The 16,967-nt window shown below is 67.1% G+C and carries 12 protein-coding genes; 8 read left to right on the forward strand and 4 right to left on the reverse strand.

Features of this window, described 5'->3' with window-relative positions; translation table 11 throughout:
- Window positions 1-775 precede the first annotated feature (775 nt).
- The 4 genes from ACGHC0_RS11055 to ACGHC0_RS11070 all read right to left on the reverse strand — a co-directional run bounded on the left by ACGHC0_RS11055 (window position 776) and on the right by ACGHC0_RS11070 (window position 6,438).
- Window positions 776-2,914 (reverse strand): S8 family serine peptidase, encoded by a 2,139-nt coding sequence (locus ACGHC0_RS11055; protein WP_415268219.1) that lies wholly within the window; start codon window positions 2,912-2,914, stop codon window positions 776-778.
- Between the two features lie 88 nt (window positions 2,915-3,002).
- Window positions 3,003-3,647 (reverse strand): ribonuclease T2 family protein, encoded by a 645-nt coding sequence (locus ACGHC0_RS11060; RefSeq protein WP_415268220.1) that lies wholly within the window; start codon window positions 3,645-3,647, stop codon window positions 3,003-3,005.
- A 470-nt stretch (window positions 3,648-4,117) separates the two neighbouring features.
- Window positions 4,118-5,641, reverse strand: a complete 1,524-nt coding sequence (locus tag ACGHC0_RS11065) for a sensor histidine kinase (RefSeq protein WP_415268221.1) — start codon at window positions 5,639-5,641, stop codon at window positions 4,118-4,120.
- Entirely contained in the window at window positions 5,635-6,438 is an 804-nt protein-coding gene (locus ACGHC0_RS11070) for an alpha/beta fold hydrolase (RefSeq protein WP_415268222.1), read from the reverse strand. The genes ACGHC0_RS11065 and ACGHC0_RS11070 overlap by 7 nt, the downstream gene beginning before the upstream one ends.
- 288 nt (window positions 6,439-6,726) lie before the next feature.
- Here ACGHC0_RS11070 and ACGHC0_RS11075 point away from each other — a divergent pair, with 288 nt between their 5' ends.
- The 8 genes from ACGHC0_RS11075 to ACGHC0_RS11110 all read left to right on the forward strand — a co-directional run bounded on the left by ACGHC0_RS11075 (window position 6,727) and on the right by ACGHC0_RS11110 (window position 16,961).
- On the forward strand, window positions 6,727-8,115 hold the full coding sequence (locus ACGHC0_RS11075; protein WP_415268223.1) for a hypothetical protein: 1,389 nt from the start codon (window positions 6,727-6,729) through the stop codon (window positions 8,113-8,115).
- 131 nt (window positions 8,116-8,246) lie between these two features.
- The gene (locus tag ACGHC0_RS11080) at window positions 8,247-10,586 is read left to right on the forward strand and encodes a bifunctional salicylyl-CoA 5-hydroxylase/oxidoreductase (RefSeq protein ID WP_415268224.1); all 2,340 of its coding nucleotides are present in this window, start codon (window positions 8,247-8,249) and stop codon (window positions 10,584-10,586) included.
- Between the two features lie 2 nt (window positions 10,587-10,588).
- On the forward strand, window positions 10,589-11,353 hold the full coding sequence (locus ACGHC0_RS11085) for an SDR family NAD(P)-dependent oxidoreductase (RefSeq protein WP_368355264.1): 765 nt from the start codon (window positions 10,589-10,591) through the stop codon (window positions 11,351-11,353).
- A 29-nt stretch (window positions 11,354-11,382) separates the two neighbouring features.
- Window positions 11,383-11,964: a MarR family winged helix-turn-helix transcriptional regulator gene (locus ACGHC0_RS11090; RefSeq protein WP_415268225.1), complete on the forward strand. Its 582-nt coding sequence runs from the start codon at window positions 11,383-11,385 to the stop codon at window positions 11,962-11,964.
- Entirely contained in the window at window positions 11,961-12,815 is an 855-nt protein-coding gene (locus ACGHC0_RS11095) for an enoyl-CoA hydratase family protein (protein WP_415268226.1), read from the forward strand. Before ACGHC0_RS11090 ends, ACGHC0_RS11095 begins: the two co-directional genes overlap by 4 nt.
- Before the next feature lies 1 nt (window position 12,816).
- The gene (locus ACGHC0_RS11100; protein WP_415268227.1) at window positions 12,817-13,986 is read left to right on the forward strand and encodes an acyl-CoA dehydrogenase family protein; all 1,170 of its coding nucleotides are present in this window, start codon (window positions 12,817-12,819) and stop codon (window positions 13,984-13,986) included.
- Window positions 13,987-14,062: 76 nt separating this feature from the next.
- Window positions 14,063-15,682: an AMP-binding protein gene (locus tag ACGHC0_RS11105; protein ID WP_415268228.1), complete on the forward strand. Its 1,620-nt coding sequence runs from the start codon at window positions 14,063-14,065 to the stop codon at window positions 15,680-15,682.
- Window positions 15,683-15,761: 79 nt separating this feature from the next.
- Window positions 15,762-16,961, forward strand: a complete 1,200-nt coding sequence (locus ACGHC0_RS11110) for an ABC transporter substrate-binding protein (protein WP_415268229.1) — start codon at window positions 15,762-15,764, stop codon at window positions 16,959-16,961.
- Window positions 16,962-16,967: the final 6 nt, after the last annotated feature.

The raw sequence follows: 16,967 nt of genomic DNA on the forward strand, positions 1-16,967 counted from the left end.
ACCGAGGTGGTACGGCCGGCACATGGTTCGTGGTCAGTTATCACAAGACCAGTGCATGGCTTTCGGTGTTGCCGGCCACAGGGCAAGCCGCACATCGCCAGATGCTGCGCAAAGGCGGTAGCGTGCTGAGCGCATCAGTCTTCCGAAGGCCCGTGAGTCTTCGGATGTTGTGGAAAGCCTGCCGACTCTTGACGCCGGGCGGGGCGAGGAGGGCGCCAACGTGCCCGAAACGGGGGCACACCGCTGACGCGAAGTGGAGTGGAGTAAATCGCCGAGTCTGCAGAGACATAGACGCCTACCCAGGATGGAAGCCGAGATCGACTGCGCATGAAACCCTCCTCGTTGGCGCGCGACCTCCAGTCCGGGGTGGCGCCTTTTTAATCTTGCTGATTGGACTCAACTATGGCGTGGCGAAATGAGTTGTCAATAGGTATCGTCTAAAACAACTGAGTGCGACCCCCCTCTCTGCATTTTCGGCGCTTCGCCAAAAACGCGTCCCCCCGCCTGCAGAGTTGCCTCAGCATGTTTTATCGGTGATTCTTGACGTCAGTTTGATGGTGTTAACTACCGGCGAGCAGGAGTCTTTTTTTAATGAAGGCGGGACGCGCACGCTGCTGTGTGACTGGGAATCAGCCTGGATGGACTGCAAGGCACAGCCTCTGGCGAAGGGGCTTTTGTGCGCTGGCTTACGGCAAGGTTGGGGGCTGGCCTGTGGGAACTTCAGGTTTGGGAGCGCCGTTCGCCGCTTCGATTCCAGCCATCTACCTGTCGGTAACTACGGCATTCTGGCCCGCTTGAAGCTTTCAACGCTGCTGGCAAGAGGGACAGTAATGGTTATCGCCGATCCAACGATATACGCCGTGGCGTCATCCACCGATATGCCTGGGGTGACGGACTTGATGGTGGCATATATCCCGGAAATCTGCGGTGCTGCGATCGACGTCCCTTGCGAGGGGCCGACCGCGGTGTCCGATGTGATGTATGACGACGTGACGTTGTTCGGACTGCTGGTTCCTCCATTGCCTCCTGGTGCAAAAAATATTTGACCTGTATATCCAGACTGGGGTGCGATATTCGAGAATGTGCTTATCTCCGTTCCGGTGCTGTCGTTGCTTACCGATGCAACCTTGATCGAATTCGGGATGCAGGAGGGCCACCCGATGCCCCAGCGCATACCTCGGTTTCCGGTGGCTATCACGACGGGGATGCCCATGCCTTTCAGGACGTCTATCCTGGTGGTCATGGGCGTATGAACGCTTGGGCAGTTCGACTGATAGAACGGAGGCGAATCGCTGGCAATGCTCATGTTCACCGTGTACGGGTTCGATGCGCTGCCGATCGCCCCGTAGGCATCTGCAGTGAGTGCCTTGTACATGTCATTCGGGAAATTTACCTGCTTGAAGTTGGCATTGTTATAAGATGAAATGCTGATCGATGTGAGGGTGCTGGTGGGGGCTACGCCTTGCAGTGCATTAGGAAAAATCGCAGGACTGGCATGTCCTGCGGCAGCTCCAGCCACCGTAGTTCCATGGCGGCATAGCTCGGGGCGATTCACGCAAAATGGAACATTGGAGTATGGTTCTCCGGAATTGAGCAAGCCAAATGTGCTGTCTCCGAAATCGTCGGCACTGGGGCATGGGGATGTATAGTTCAATTCATCCGCCGTGTTGTATCCCTTCGTGCCGTAGCACCCTTCGAGGGTCACTTTGGACGAGCCGGAAATTTTGAAGAATTCGTGGGATTTCCTGATGCCAGTGTCCAGCACTACGATGGTTTGCCCTGAGCCGAGATACCCGTTCAACCATGCAGAGGGCATGTTCAACAAACTTGTTGAATTCATGAGTGCAGTGGGTACGGCTGGCTCATTCATGTCCACGCTCAGAATTCTCTCATCCTTTATTTGAAAAAGTTTCTGCAGGGATGCTGGACTGGCTCTTGCCATCACAGTACCCTGGAAAGCGTCTGCTTCGCTCATGGGGATTTTTTCGGGGAATCCTGCGTTGGCCAGGATATCCTGCAGTGCGCGCCTGTTGGCTTCGGCTTGATATCGCCGGGAATTTTCCGGCATGTGAGCTCCCTGCGTCGAGTAGGATGAACCGCCACGCAATGAAATGGTAATTTCCGCATGGCCGAATTTTTCAGCGAAAGCCAGCGCCTCTGGTGGCCATTTCTTCACCCTGCGGTCGATAAAGTCTTTCGGCCGTATCGCACGCACGAGCTCGCTGCGTGCCAGGCCATAGAATGCTTCGCGATTGATTTGAGCCCTGATGATGGGTTGGGAGACCAGGCTGGCGGGTTGTTCCAGGAGTCTAAGGCCGTTTTTCTGAAAATCAGCTTCCAGCAGATTTTTGACGATGGCAGCGTTCGATGGGCCGAAGTATCGCGTGGCACCATCCCGCATAAGCTCATAGGAGGGGCCATCTGTGTTGAGTACGATATCGACGGTGGCTGCTTCTTCTTTCGAGAGGATGTCGTCGATGGCATCCAGGCTGCCATCCAGGGAGAAGGCTTTGGATCTGCCTTTCGCCGTATGGTCCATCTGAAAAGAAAGCGCCGATCCACTGTTTGCGAGAATTTTTATGGCTGCCTGGTTGGCATAGAAACCGATCTGCCCGATGCCATTGGACCAGCGTCCGTTTTTATAAATATTTTCTCCTAGCTCGGTATAAAGAAAGTCTGCTTTTATTGCCAGGGTGTCGGATATTGATTTTGCCGAGGTGGCTATTTTTGATAGCGGCAGAATCTCAATGGTGACCATGATGGGTACGGCGCCGTCTTTCGCGGCCTGGGCTTCCAGTTGTGCCAATTCTTCGCTGGATATGTTTGCTGGATAGGTGTTTGAAATTCCAAAGAATAAGAAAAAGATGATTGTCAAATAATTTTTTGGTTTATTATTTGCGAAAAATTTGTACATGAACATGACTCCTGCCCAGGGGTGATGTGAACGCGAAAATACTTGGATCGGGCGGCAATTCCAGGCCGCTGTTGTTTTCGTCCCGTGCTTATTGCTGTGTTGCTCTGATCCGGATCTGTTGACGGTCCGGCATACCGCCACTCGGACAGCCCATGAGCTTCATGGCCTTGTCAAGACAGATCCAGAGTTCCTTGAGCCGATTGCCAGAGGCGACATTGACCCGCAGGTTCTCCGCCCGTAGTTCAGGATTGAGTGCCAGAAAGGCCTGCTTGACGTCTGCGGCCCGGGCATCGAGCAATTGATTGGGTTTCGCGCTGGCTCCGCCCGGCACCATCTGCGCCGTGGTGGGCCGGCGCAGTGCGCCATACACGCGCTGGATGTCCGCGAAATACCGGTCCGCCGACGCCCAGCCGCAGGTGCCATGCGCCTGCCATTCGTTCTGCATCAGATCGGTGCCAGGCATCATGCAGAGGTATTGCCGCAACAGCGGCGCGGACAGGGCGCTGGGGGTGGGCTGGCAGTTGCGCGGATGGTCCTCCACTGACCGGGCCCTGCCGTTCTGCGGCCACAGGCCATGCACCACCCATTCGAACCGGTTGCCGGAAAAGCACTGGAAGGCATGCCGGTCCTTTGCCGCCCCGGTCTTGTTGCGCTGGCTTTCGCAGTGTTCGGGGGACCAGGAAAGCACCAACGCCATGTAGTCCGCAGGCGCGTTCGGATTGGCATGATCCACAGGGCGGGGTGGGGAGGGCGTCACGGTGCCTGGAACTGCGCACACTTCCTGCGCCGAACCGGGCAGGCAGACGACGGCGCCCAGGCCACAAAGCAGCAGGGCGCACACCCACGATGGAAGCCGAGACCGACCGCGCATGAATCCCTCCTCGCTGGCACGTGACCTCCGGATCGGGGTGGCGCCTTTTTTATATCTTGCCGATTGGACTCAACTATGGCGCGGCAGGATGAATTGTCAATAGGTATCGCTCGAAACGGCTAAGCGTCACAGGAGCGCCGCATGTCCTGGGCGACTTCCTGCGCCGTTACGGCGCGGGGCTTGCGGAAAGGCATGAATGCTGCACATGGGGCGGAAGTAGTCCCTGGCGGTGCGGGTGTGCCATCCGTACAGGCGCGAGGACGGTCTCGATTTCGAAGCGGCAAATGCCTCAATGGCATGAACCCTGGAAGATCGCGATGGCGAACGGATGCCTAGGGGTCTGTCGCTCGTACCGGAAACGAAAACGCGAATTCGGTGCCGTGGTCGTGGCTGGACTGCACGACCACCTGCCCGCCGTGCGCCTGCGCGATCGCGCGGACGATGAACAGGCCGAGCCCCACGCTGCGTGCGGAGGTGTCGTCCGCGGCCACGCCGCGCACCATGGGCTGGAAGAGGCGGCCCAGCGTGTGCCGGGGGATGGGGTCGCCGTGGTTGTGCACGGCGAGGCGGGCGGTGCCCGATTCCACCGCGGTGGTGACCGTGACGGTGCTGTCCGGCGTGCCGTAGGCCATGGCGTTGCCCACGAGGTTGCCCAGGAGCTGGGCGATGCGGTCCGGGTCGGCACTGATTTCTCCGCCGCCCGTGGCGACATGCTCGATGGTGCGGCCAGGGAAGGCCACCGACAGCTCCTCGATGATCCGGGCCGCGAGCTGGTGGAGGTCCGTGGGGCGGCGCGAGACGCTCAGGCCCGCGCCGAGGCGCACGACCGTGAAATCGAGCAGGTCGGCGATCAGGCGCTTGGCGCGCTGCCCTGCGCGGGTGATGTTGCCCAGCATGCGCGCGGCCGTGTCCGGCGGCGTGGGCGTGGGAGAGGCCGCCTGGCGCGTGAGCAGGTCGGTGGCCAGGAGGATGGTGGTGAGCGGGTTGCGCAGGTCGTGGCTGACGATGCCGATCATCTGTTCGGCGAACACGGCGCGGTCTTCGGCGAGGGCACGCCCTTGCTCGGCTTCGGTGATGTCGCTGAAGATGCCCACGAATTCCGTGAGCATGCCGTCGTCGCCCCGGAATCCCTGGCCCGACGAGACGAGCACGCGGCGGTGCCCCTTCGTGTCGATGATGCGGTGCTTGAACTGGTAGGGCTCGCCGGTGCGCAGGGCTCGGTCGAGTGCGGCGCGTTCCGCGGCGCGGTCCTCGGGCACCACGTGGGCCACGAAGTCGTCCTCGCCCACGGGCCGGTCCGGGTCCAGGCCGAGCAGGACGGCGACGTCGGCGCCGAAGCGGCGCCGGCCGGTGGCGGGATCCAGGTCCCAGACATGGATGGCCCCGGACTGCATGGCCTGCCGCAGGCGCGAGCGGGACGCCTGCAGGGCCTGCTGTGCCTGCCGCTCCTTGGCCACCATGTCGTCGGCGCGCTTGCGGGCGGCCAGCAGTTCGCGCTCGTATTTGTTGCGTTCCTCCGCCACCATCACGGCGATTTCGTCGTAGGTGTCCTCGCCGCTGGTGCGGCGCACCACGTTGAGCAGCGCTGGGAAGGTGCTGCCGTCGCCGCGGCGGATGTCGAGCTTGACCTCCGAGATGGCGCCCTGCATTTCCAGCATGGGTTGCCAGTGGGTCTGGTGGAAGATCCGGCCGCCCACGGTGAAGAGTTCCTGCAGCTTTTTCTGCCGGACCAGTTCGTGCGGGGGGATGCCGGTCCACTGGCACAGGGTCCGGTTGACCTTGAGGATCAGGCCGGACGTGCTGGTCACCAGCAGCCCGCAGGGCATGCGGTCGAAGAGTTCTTCCGCGTCTACCATCCGATCGAGCCGAGGAATTCGTCCATCACGGCGCTGCACGCGCCGGGGGCGCTGAGGTGCGGGCAGTGCCCGACGTTCTCGATCACCCGCAGCGTGCCGCGGGGCAGGTGGCGGAGCATGTAGTCACCCACCGGGCGGGGCGCGATGATGTCCTCGCTGGACTGGATGACCAGTGCCGGCTCCTTCAGCCGGTGCAGGTCGGCCCGGTTGTCGGAGAGGAAGGTGACGTGCGCGAACTGCCGGGCGATGTCGGGATCGGTGCGGCAGAAGCTGGCCGTGAGTTCTTCGCCCAGTTCGGGGCGGTCGGGCGCACCCATGATGGCGGGGGCGATCTGGCTTGCCCAGCCGAGGTAGTTGGCGTCGAGGGTGTCCAGCAGGGAGTCGATGTCTTCGCGGGAAAAGCCGCCCACGTAGTCGCCGTCGTCGATGTAGCAGGGAGAAGGGCCGACCATGGCGTGGCCGGCGATCCTTCCGGGCCGGTGGATGCCGGCCAGCAGGCCGATCATGGCGCCCACCGAATGCCCCACGAAGACCACGGGGCCGTGCGCGAATTCATCGATGACCTCCAGCACGTCGTCCGCGTAGCCGTGGAGCGATGCGTATTTGCCGGGGTCGTAGGCGCCGAGGTCGGACAGGCCGCTGCCCACCATGTCGAAGGTGATGGTGCGACAGCGCGAGGCATAGCGCGGCGCCAGCAGGCGCCACATGTTCTGGTCGCAGCCGAAGCCGTGGGCGAACACGAGGCAGCCGGCGCCATCGCCCTGGACCTTCACGTTGTTTCTGCGCCCGACCGACATGCAAGCTCCTGGTGATGTCCGGGCGATGCCAGCCACGGTACGACTCGACCATTATGGGACATCTGTCCTGCCGGCCACGGGCCATGACCAGCGGGGCCGTGGGTGAAACGGCGGGGCTGCACGGGTGCGCGATGGCGGTTCCGTCCCGCGGTGTGTTTCGTGCCTGTCCGTGCCGCTTCGCGGGCAGGGCGCGCGGCGGCTTCCCTTGTCCGTAGATTGGGCGGATCGCAGGCTTCCCGCGAGAGCGTGGGAGGCCGTTGTCCGCACTCCATACCTTCATTTGCTGCCATGCCCACTTCGTCTTCCCTGCGTACCGCTTCTGCGTCACCCACCAACGTCGCCGCTGCGCTGTTGCCCCACCGGGGCGCCGACAGCGCGGCCGGGCCCGAGCCCGGGGCTCCGCGCGGCTCCCTGGCGGCCCTGGATGCAGGTTCCCTCCGCAGCCTGCGGCGCGCGAACTCCATGCCATCGCCGCAGGCCGCGGACGCCCTGTTGCGGGCTGACCTGCCCGCGCGCCCCGCCAGCGATGCCGTGGCGCTGCCGGAGCACGCGCTGCCGGTGCTGCACGCCGCGGAAGGGATCGTCCATGCCCTGATGGCACCCGCCCAGGCGCGGGACGCGGAGGTCGTGCAGCGGCTGCAGCGCAATACCCAGGTATTGCTGGACAAGGGCATCGATACCCCGGAGAAGCTGCGGAGTTTTCTCTCCACGGCCTGGCGCCACGACGCGGTGCTCGGTTTCGCGGGGCTGGGTTTCAGCAACGGGGCGGGGTACATGGCCGGGATCACGGCGGCCAACGAGAAGCTGGTATCGCTGCTGCCCACGGACCTGCTGCGGAACACGGCGCGGCTGGGCTTCGTGGTCGGCGTGGGCGTGGGTGCGTTGGACGTGCTGGTGAGCGCGGTCGGCAATGCGGTGGTCGCACCGCGCCTCTACAACGGCCCCTCCGGGCTGGACCGCCTGCCCGCCGCGCTGCGCCCGGACCCGCATGCCGAGCAGATCCGCAATGCGGGCCTGGCGGCAGGATTCAACGTCGCGAAGAACCTGCCGCGCGTGGTGGCGCCTTTCGTGCAGGCGGCGATCGAGGGCCGGGGCGACAACAGCGTCGACCGCGTGTGGGCCGACCGCATCGACGCGTCGCTGCTCGACGGCTTCGGAGGCATGCTGGCGGCGGGTGCCCGGGGCGTGCACAGGCTCTCGCAGGCGGTGCCCTACGATGCGCGCATGCTGCTGCGCAGCGACCTGGGCGAGGTCATCGACCAGACCCGGCGCCCGTGGAAGGAATCGCTGCAGGGTGTCGGCGCGTCGGCGCTCGAGGGCGCGAAGTCCCTCGTGACGTCCCCCGTGCCCGTGGCGGTGGTGGCCACGGTGGGCTGCTTCATCGCAGAGCTGTTTGCGGCCAATGCGTCCATCGACCGCGGCGGATCGCCCGCTGGATTGCCGGCGGACCGGGCGGACGCCGGCATGCTGTCGGGCAAGCGGGCGTCGTCGGTCCTCATCATGGGGCTGATGTCCGGCACGATCGCACTGGGGGCGCCCTATGCCGCGCAGGGTGGTGCCTACGTGGCCCGCACGATCCGCCAGGGCCTGCAGCAGACGTCCTCCAACCTGATGGCCTGGGCCCAGGCCCGCTTCGGCGCCGCGGAGCCGGACCTGGAAGCGGGCCGGCCGCGGTAGGGCGGGTGGCGAGCGGGCTGGGCCCTGGGCCTGCGCGTTTTCCCTGGGTTGGATGGCATCGCAATTAGTTGACATCTAAATCATCTATTCCTAAAGTTGCTGCAGGCCCGGACGGCCCTGGAGACCTGCGCATGAAGATCGTTTGCATCGGTGGCGGCCCGGCGGGCCTGTATTTCGCGCTGCTCATGAAGCAGCAGGACCCCGCCCACGACGTCACCGTGGTGGAACGCAACAAGCCCTACGACACCTTCGGCTGGGGCGTGGTGTTTTCCGACGCCACCATGGACCACATGCGCGCGTGGGACCGCGAGACCGCCGACGAAATCCAGGAGGCCTTCAACCACTGGGACGACATCGAGCTGCGCTTCAAGGGCCGCACGATCCGCTCGGGCGGCCACGGTTTCGTGGGCATCGGGCGCAAGAAGCTGCTGAACATCCTGCAGGCGCGCTGCGAGCGCCTGGGCGTGAAGCTGGTGTTCGAGACCGAGGCCGCCTCGGACGAGGACTATCCCGATGCCGACCTCGTGGTGGCCTGCGACGGGGTGAACTCCCGCATCCGCGGACGCTACGCCAACGTGTTCCAGCCCGACATCGTCACGCGGCCCAACCGCTACATCTGGCTGGGCACGCACAAGCTGTTCGATGCCTTCACGTTCGATTTCCAGCGCACGGAGCATGGCTGGTTCCAGGCGCATATCTACAAGTTCGACGACCGCACGACCACCTTCATCGTCGAGTGCCCGGAGACGGTGTGGAAGGCGCACGGGCTGGACCAGGCCGACCAGGACCAGTCCGTCGCCTTCTGCGAGCGCGTGTTCGCGGACACGCTGGGCGGCGCGCCCCTGATGAGCAATGCGCGCCACCTGCGCGGCTCGGCCTGGCTGAACTTCCAGCGCGTGGTGTGCGCGCAATGGTGGCTGCGCAACCCCCGCGGCAGCCACGTGGTGCTGATGGGCGACGCGGTGCACACGGCGCATTTCGCGATCGGCTCGGGCACCAAGCTCGCGATCGAGGATGCGATCGAACTCGCGCGCCAGTTCGGCCGCCTGGGCGGAGGCCGCGAGGGCATCCCCGCCGTGCTCGCGGTCTACCAGGAGGCGCGCCGCGTGGAGACGCTGCGCATCCAGAACGCCGCCTGGAACGCGATGGAATGGTTCGAGGTGTGCGGTGACCGCTACTGCGACCAGCTCGAGCCCGAGCAGTTCATGTATTCGATGCTCACGCGCAGCCAGCGCATCAGCCACGAGAACCTGCGCCTGCGCGATGCGGGCTGGCTGGAGGGCTACGAGCGCTGGTTCGCGCACCGCGCGGGCATCGACGTGCCGGCTGGCAGCCGGCCGCCGCCGCCCATGTTCACGCCGCTCACCGTGCGCGGCGTGACGCTGAAGAACCGCATCGTGGTCTCGCCCATGGCGCAGTATTCGGCGGAGGACGGCCAGGTGGGCGACTACCACCTGGTGCACTTGGGCGCGCGCGCCATGGGCGGTGCCGGCCTCGTGTTCGCCGAGATGGCCTGCGTGAGCGCCGACGGCCGCATCACCCCGGGCTGCCCGGGCCTGTACCGGCCCGGGCACACGGCGGCCTTCCGGCGCATCGCCGACTGGATCCATGCGAACACCGATGCGAAGTTCGGCATCCAGATTGGCCACGCGGGCGCCAAGGCCTCCACGCGCCGGGCCTGGGAGGGCATCGATCAGCCGTTGCCCGAGGGCAACTGGCCCATCGTGTCCGCCTCGCCGCAGCAGTACCTGGAAGGCGTGAGCCAGCGCGCGCGGCAGATGGCCCGCGCCGACATGTATGCCGTGCGCGAGCAGTTCGCCCAGGCCGCGCGCGCCGCCGATGCCGCGGGCGCGGACTGGCTGGAGCTGCACTGCGCCCACGGCTACCTGCTGTCGAGCTTTCTCTCGCCGCTCACCAACCAGCGGGATGACGAATACGGCGGCACGTTGGAGAACCGCCTGCGCTATCCGCTGGAGGTGTTCGCCGCGGTGCGTGCCGCCTGGCCGCAGGACAAGCCGCTGTCGGTGCGCATCTCCGCCCACGACTGGGTGGAAGGCGGCACCACGCCGCAGGACGCGGTGGAGATCGCCCGGGCGTTCAAGGCGGCAGGGGCGGACATGATCGATTGTTCCTCGGGCCAGGTGAGCAAGCGCGAGAAGCCGGTCTATGGCCGCATGTTCCAGACGCCGTTCGCTGACCGCATCCGGCAGGAGGCGGGCATCGCCACCATCGCCGTGGGCGCGATCAGCGAGGCGGACCATGCCAACAGCATCCTGGCCGCCGGCCGGGCCGACCTGTGCGCGGTCGCACGGCCGCACCTGGCGAATCCGGCCTGGACGCTGACCGAGGCTGCGCGCATCGGCTACACCGCCGTGGAATGGCCGCGGCAGTACCGTTCCGGCAAGCAGCAGTTGGAGGCGCATTTCGAGCGCGAGAAATCCCTGGCGGCGGCCGCGGGCGGGAAGGGCTGAGGATGGACAAGATTCCACGGCATGCCCTGGTGACCGGCGGCACGCGCGGCATCGGCGCCGCCATCGCCCGGCGGCTCGCGGCGGATGGCCTGCATGTGACGGTGCTCGGCCGCGATGCGGAGGCTGCGCGGGCCTTCGCCGCCACCGATGCAGCGCATCTGCACGGCGTGGCCGCCGACGTGGCCGATGCGCGGCAGGTGGCGCAGGCGCTGGCATCCGCCCGGGAGCGGTTCGGGCCGGTGCAGGTGCTGGTCAACAACGCGGGGCAGGCCGAGAGCGCGCCGTTCCTCAGGACCGACGCGCGGCTCTGGCAGCGCATGCTGGACGTGAACCTGACCGGCACCATGGTCTGCACCCAGGCCGCGCTGCCGGCCATGCTGGAGGCCGGCTGGGGCCGCGTCGTCAACGTGGCGAGCACAGCGGGGCAGGTGGGCTATGCCTACGTGGCGGCCTACTGCGCGGCCAAGCACGGCGTGATCGGCCTCACGCGGGCGCTGGCGCTGGAACTGGCCGCGAAGGGCGTCACCGTGAACGCCGTCTGCCCGGGCTACACCGATACCGACATCGTGCGCGAGAGCATCGACCGCATCGTCGCCAAGACCGGCCGCAGCGCCGAGGCCGCGCGCGAGGGCTTCGTGCGCGCCAATCCGCAGGGCCGGCTGGTGGCGCCGGACGAGGTCGCCGACGCGGTGGCCTGGCTGTGCACCGATGGCGCGCGGTCGGTGAACGGGCAGTCCGTCTCGGTCAGCGGCGGCGAGGTCATGTGAGCGGCCGACCGTACAGGACGAAGCACCCCATGGCCACCCGCAAGCAGAGTTTCCGCCTCGTGCAGGCGCTGGGCGACGAGCACATCGGCCTGGAGGCGCGCGCCCAGGCTGGCGACCATCTGGACATCAAGATCTGGCTGCGGCTGCTGGCCTGCAGCACGCAGATCGAGCAGCAGGTGCGGCAGTGGCTGCGCACCCGCTTCGACACGACGTTGCCGCGCTTCGACTACCTCGCCCAGCTGGACCGGCATCCCGGCGGGCTGCGCATGAACGTGCTCTCGCGCTACCTCATGGTCACGGGCGGCAACGTCACGGGCCTGACGGACCAGCTCGTGAAGGAAGGGCTGGTCGAACGCACCGAAGACCCGGAGGACCGCCGCTCCTGGCGCGTGCGCCTGACGGACAAGGGCCGGACCGATTTCGCGGCCATGGCGGCGGAGCACGAGCGCTGGCTCTCCGGCCTGTTCGACGGCCTGCCCGCGGCGAGCAAGGACGCGCTCTACGAACACCTCGGCCTGCTGCGCGTGCACCTCGTGCAGCGGCAGGCCCCGGGCGAGGCGGCCAGCCTTCCGGACACCCCATCGAAACGCAGCAGGAAATCCCTTCCATGACCGAACCCCGCATCGATCCCCGGCTCGTCGCCGGCAACCGCCGGCCGCTCGCCGGCTACCAGGCCGAACACTTCCTGTGGGAGGTGCATGCCGGCGTGGCCACGATCACGCTGAACCGGCCCGAGCGCAAGAACCCGCTCACCTTCGACAGCTATGCCGAGCTGCGTGACCTGTTCCACGGCCTGCGGCTGGCCGACGACGTGCGTGCGGTGGTGCTGGTCGGCGCGGGCGGCAATTTCTGCTCGGGCGGCGACGTGCACGAGATCATCGGCCCGCTGGTCGCCTTGAAGGCACCCGAGCTGCTGATGTTCACCCGCATGACGGGCGAGCTGGTCAAGGCCATGCGCACCTGCCCGCAGCCGATCGTGGCCGCGGTGGACGGCGTGTGCTCCGGCGCGGGCGCGATCATGGCGATGGCTTCCGACCTGCGCCTGGGCACGGCGCGCAGCAAGACGGCCTTCCTCTTCAACCGCGTGGGGCTGGCGGGCTGCGACATGGGCGCCTGCGCGATGCTGCCGCGCATCGTCGGCCAGGGCCGCGCGAGCGAATTGCTCTACACCGGCCGCAGCCTGGGCGGGGAGGAGGGCGAGCGCTGGGGCTTCTTCAACCGCCTGTGCGAGGCCGATGCCCTGCTGCTTGAGGCGCAGGCGCTCGCCGCACAACTGGCCGAGGGTCCGGCCTTCGCCAACGGCATCACCAAGACCATGCTGCACCAGGAGTGGGCCATGACCATCGAGCAGGCCATCGAGGCCGAGGCGCAGGCACAGGCGATCTGCATGCTGACGGAGGATTTCTCTCGGGCCTACCATGCGTTCGTCGCCAAACAGAAGCCCCGCTTCGAAGGAAACTGACATGGCGGACGTGACTTATCTCGACTGGCCGTTCTTCGAGCCGCGGCATGCGCAACTGGCCCGCGACCTGGATGCCTGGGCGCAGGCCCATCTGCATGCCGACCATGGCCCCGACGTGGACGCCGAATGCCGCGCCCTGGTGCGCGCGCTCGGCGAGGGCGGCTGGCTGCACCATGCCGTGGGCGAATCGGGCGCCGCCATCGACACCCGCACGCTCTGCCTGATCCGCGAGACGCTGGCGCGTCATTCGGGCCTGGCGGATTTCGCGTTCGCCATGCAGGGCCTGGGCAGCGGGGCGATCAGCCTGCACGGCACGCCGGAGCAGCGCGCGCGCTACCTGGAGCGCGTGGCGCGCGGCGAGGCCATCGCCGCCTTCGCGCTCTCGGAGCCCGAGGCCGGCTCCGACGTCGCGGCCATGGGCTGCACGGCCCGCGCGGAGGACGACGGGTACGTGCTCGACGGCGAGAAGACCTGGATCTCCAATGGCGGCATCGCCGACTTCTACGTGGTGTTCGCGCGCACCGGCGAGGCGCCCGGCGCACGCGGCATCAGCGCCTTCATCGTCGATGCCGATGCGCCGGGCTTCTCGATTGCCGAGCGCATCGAGGTGATCGCACCGCACCCGCTGGCCCGGCTGCGCTTCGACGGCTGCCGTGTGCCCGCCGCGCAGCGCCTGGGCGCGCCCGGCGAGGGCTTCAAGGTGGCCATGCGCACGCTGGACGTGTTCCGCACCTCGGTGGCCGCGGCGGCGCTGGGCTTCGCGCGCCGGGCGATGGACGAGGCGCTGTCGCGCGCCACCACGCGCCGCATGTTCGGCGGCGTGCTGGCCGATTTCCAGCTCACCCAGGCGAAGCTCGCGCAGATGGCCACGGCCATCGACAGTGCGGCGCTGCTCACCTACCGCGCCGCCTGGCTGCGCGACCGCGGCGCGGTCGTCACGCGCGAGGCCGCCATGGCGAAGATGACGGCCACCGAGAACGCGCAGCAGGTGATCGACGCGGCGGTGCAGCTCTTCGGCGGGCTGGGCGTGGTGAGCGGGCAGCCGGTGGAGCGGCTCTACCGCGAGATCCGCGCGCTGCGCATCTACGAAGGGGCGACCGAGGTGCAGCAGCTCATCATCGGCCGCGACCTGCTCAAGTCCGCGGCGGCTGCCGGGGCCGCCGCCGGCTGACGCCGGCCAGCTGTACGACGGCCTTTTCGCACGACGCCCCATCGATCCGGACCCTGGAAAGGACAAGGAAGACGCCATGCATGCCAGCGCCCACGCCGATACTTTCGCGCGCGACCGCCTTCCGCCGGCCGAGCAGCAGCCCGAGTACCTGTTCGACCTGCCGGAACTGCAATTCCCCGAGCGCCTGAACTGCGCCGATCCGCTGCTGGACGTGCATGTGCGCGAAGGACGGGGCGGGCGGTTGTGCATCCGGGCGCCGGGCGGTGTCGCCTGGACCTATGCCGACCTGCAGGACAAAGCCCACCGCATCGCCAACGTGCTGGTGCACCGCATGGGCCTGCAGCCGGGCAACCGCGTGCTGCTGCGCGCGCCCAACAATCCCATGCTCGCGGCCTGCTGGTTCGCGGTGATGAAGGCCGGCGGCATCGCCGTGGCCACCATGCCGCTGCTGCGCGCCAAGGAGTTGAAGGCCATCATCGACATCGCCCAGGTCACGCATGCGCTGTGCGACGCATCATTGGCCGAGGAACTGGCGCTGGCCGCGCAGGAGCCCGGTTCGTCCCTGCGTGCGGTGCGGCATTTCCACGATGCCGGGCCGGAGGGCCTGGAGGCGCTCATGGCCGAGGCCTCTGCCCGGTTCACCAACGTGGATACCGCCTCCGACGACTGCTGCCTGCTGGGCTTCACCTCCGGCACCACGGGGGTGCCCAAGGCGACGATGCACTACCACCGCGATGTGATGGCCATCTGCCACTGCTGGCCGCCGCATGTGCTGCGTCCACGCGCGGACGACGTCTTCATCGGCAGCCCGCCGCTGGCCTTCACCTTCGGGCTGGGCGGGCTGCTGCTCTTTCCGCTGCACATCGGCGCCTCCACGGTGCTGCTGGAAAAGGCCGGGCCGCCGCAGCTGCTGGAGGCCATCCAGCAGTTCGGCGCGACGGTGCTCTTCACGGCGCCCACTTCCTACCGCGCGCTGGCGGCCGACGGTGCGCTGCTGCGCGGCACGCCGCTGCGCAAGTGCGTGTCCGCCGGCGAGGCGCTGCCCGCCTCGACGCGCGCGCTCTGGAAGGAGGCGACCGGCATCGAGCTGATCGACGGCATCGGCGCCACGGAGATGCTGCACATCTTCATCTCCCACGACGAAGCGGGGGCGCGGCCCGGCGCCACGGGCAAGCCCGTGCCGGGCTACCGGGCCCGCGTGGTGGACGAGGCGGGCCGGGAGGTACCGCCGGGCACCGTGGGCCGGCTGGCGGTGCGGGGGCCAACGGGCTGCCGCTACCTTGCGGACGCGCGGCAGCAGGCCTACGTGCAGGACGGCTGGAACCTGACCGGCGACGCCTACCTGATGGATGCAGACGGCTACTTCTTCTACCAGGCGCGCACCGACGACATGATCGTTTCGGCCGGCTACAACATCGCCGCGCCCGAGGTGGAGGAGGCGCTGCTGGCCCACCCCGCGGTGGCGGAATGCGCCGTGATCGGCGTGCCGGACGCGCAGCGCGGGCAGATCGTCAAGGCCTTCGTGGTGCTGCGTCCCGGCACCGCGGCGGACGACGGCACCGTGCAGGCATTGCAGGATTTCGTCAAGCGCACGGTCGCTCCGTACAAATACCCCCGCGCCGTGGAATTCACCGATCGGCTTCCGCGCACGCAAACGGGGAAGCTGCAGCGCTTTAAGCTACATGCCCCGGCATGATGCCGGCGCGCGGGCCACCGGGCCGCGCGCTTTCCTCCCTTCCATCCACCGCCTGCCGCCCACTGCCAAGGAGCCCTCGATGCCATTCCTCCCGTCCCGCGCGCACCGTTCCTCCACGTCCGCTGCCCTCTGCGCGGCCCTCGCCCTGCTGGCTGGTGGCGCCCAGGCTGCGGACAAGGTCAAGGTCGGCCTGTTGACCACGCTGTCGGGCCCCGGGTCGGGCCTCGGGATCGACATCCGCGATGGCTTCCAGCTCGCGGTGAAGCAGGGCGCGGGCAAGCTCGGCGACCTGCCGGCCGAAGTGACCGTGGCGGACGACCAGCAGAGCCCCGATGCGGCCAAGCAGACGGCCGACCGGCTGGTCAAGCGCGAGCGCGTCGATTTCATGACCGGAATCGTGTTTTCCAACGTGATGCTGGCCGTCGGGCAGCCGGTGTTCCAGTCGCGCACCTTCTACATCAGTGCCAACGCCGGTCCGTCGCAGTATGCGGGCGCGCAATGCAACCCGTACTTCTTCAGCGCCTCCTACCAGAACGACAACATGCACGAGGCCGTGGGCAAGACCGTGCAGGACCGCGGATTCAAGAAGGTGGCCCTGCTCGCGCCCAACTACCCGGCGGGCAAGGACGCGCTGGCCGGCTTCAAGCGTTTCTACAAGGGCGAGGTGGTCATGGAGGCCTACACGCCGCTGAGCCAGCTCGACTACGGCGCGGAGCTGTCCAAGATCCGCGCCTCCGGCGCCGACGCGGTGTTCGTGTTCCTGCCGGGCGGGCTGGGCGTGAACTTCGTCAAGCAGTTCACCGGCGCGGGCCTGGGCAGGGAGATGAAGCTCTTCGCCCCGGGCTTCTCGGCCGACGAGGACGTGATCCGCGCGGTGGGCGATGCCATGGTGGGCATCTTCAACAGCTCGCAGTGGGCGCACGACATGGACAACGCGGCCAACAAGCGCTTCGTGGCCGATTTCCAGAAGGAGTACGGCCGCATGCCGACGCTGTATGCCGCGCAGGGCTACGACGCCGCCCGGCTCATCGACGGCGCGGTGCGCCGCGTGGGCGGCAAGCTGGAGGACAAGGCCGCGCTGCGCAAGGCGCTGGAGGCCGCGCCGTTCGAGTCGGTGCGCGGGCCGTTCCGCTTCAACACCAACCACTACCCGGTGCAGGACTACTACCTGCGCGAGGTGGTGAAGGACGGGCAGGGCCGCATCACCAACAAGACCGTCGGCCGCGTGTTCGAGGCGCATGCCGATGCCTACGCCGGCGAATGCCGCATGCCCTCCTGAGGCCGC

It is taken from the genome of Acidovorax sacchari (assembly GCF_042847045.1).
Taxonomy (GTDB): domain Bacteria; phylum Pseudomonadota; class Gammaproteobacteria; order Burkholderiales; family Burkholderiaceae_C; genus Paracidovorax; species Paracidovorax sacchari.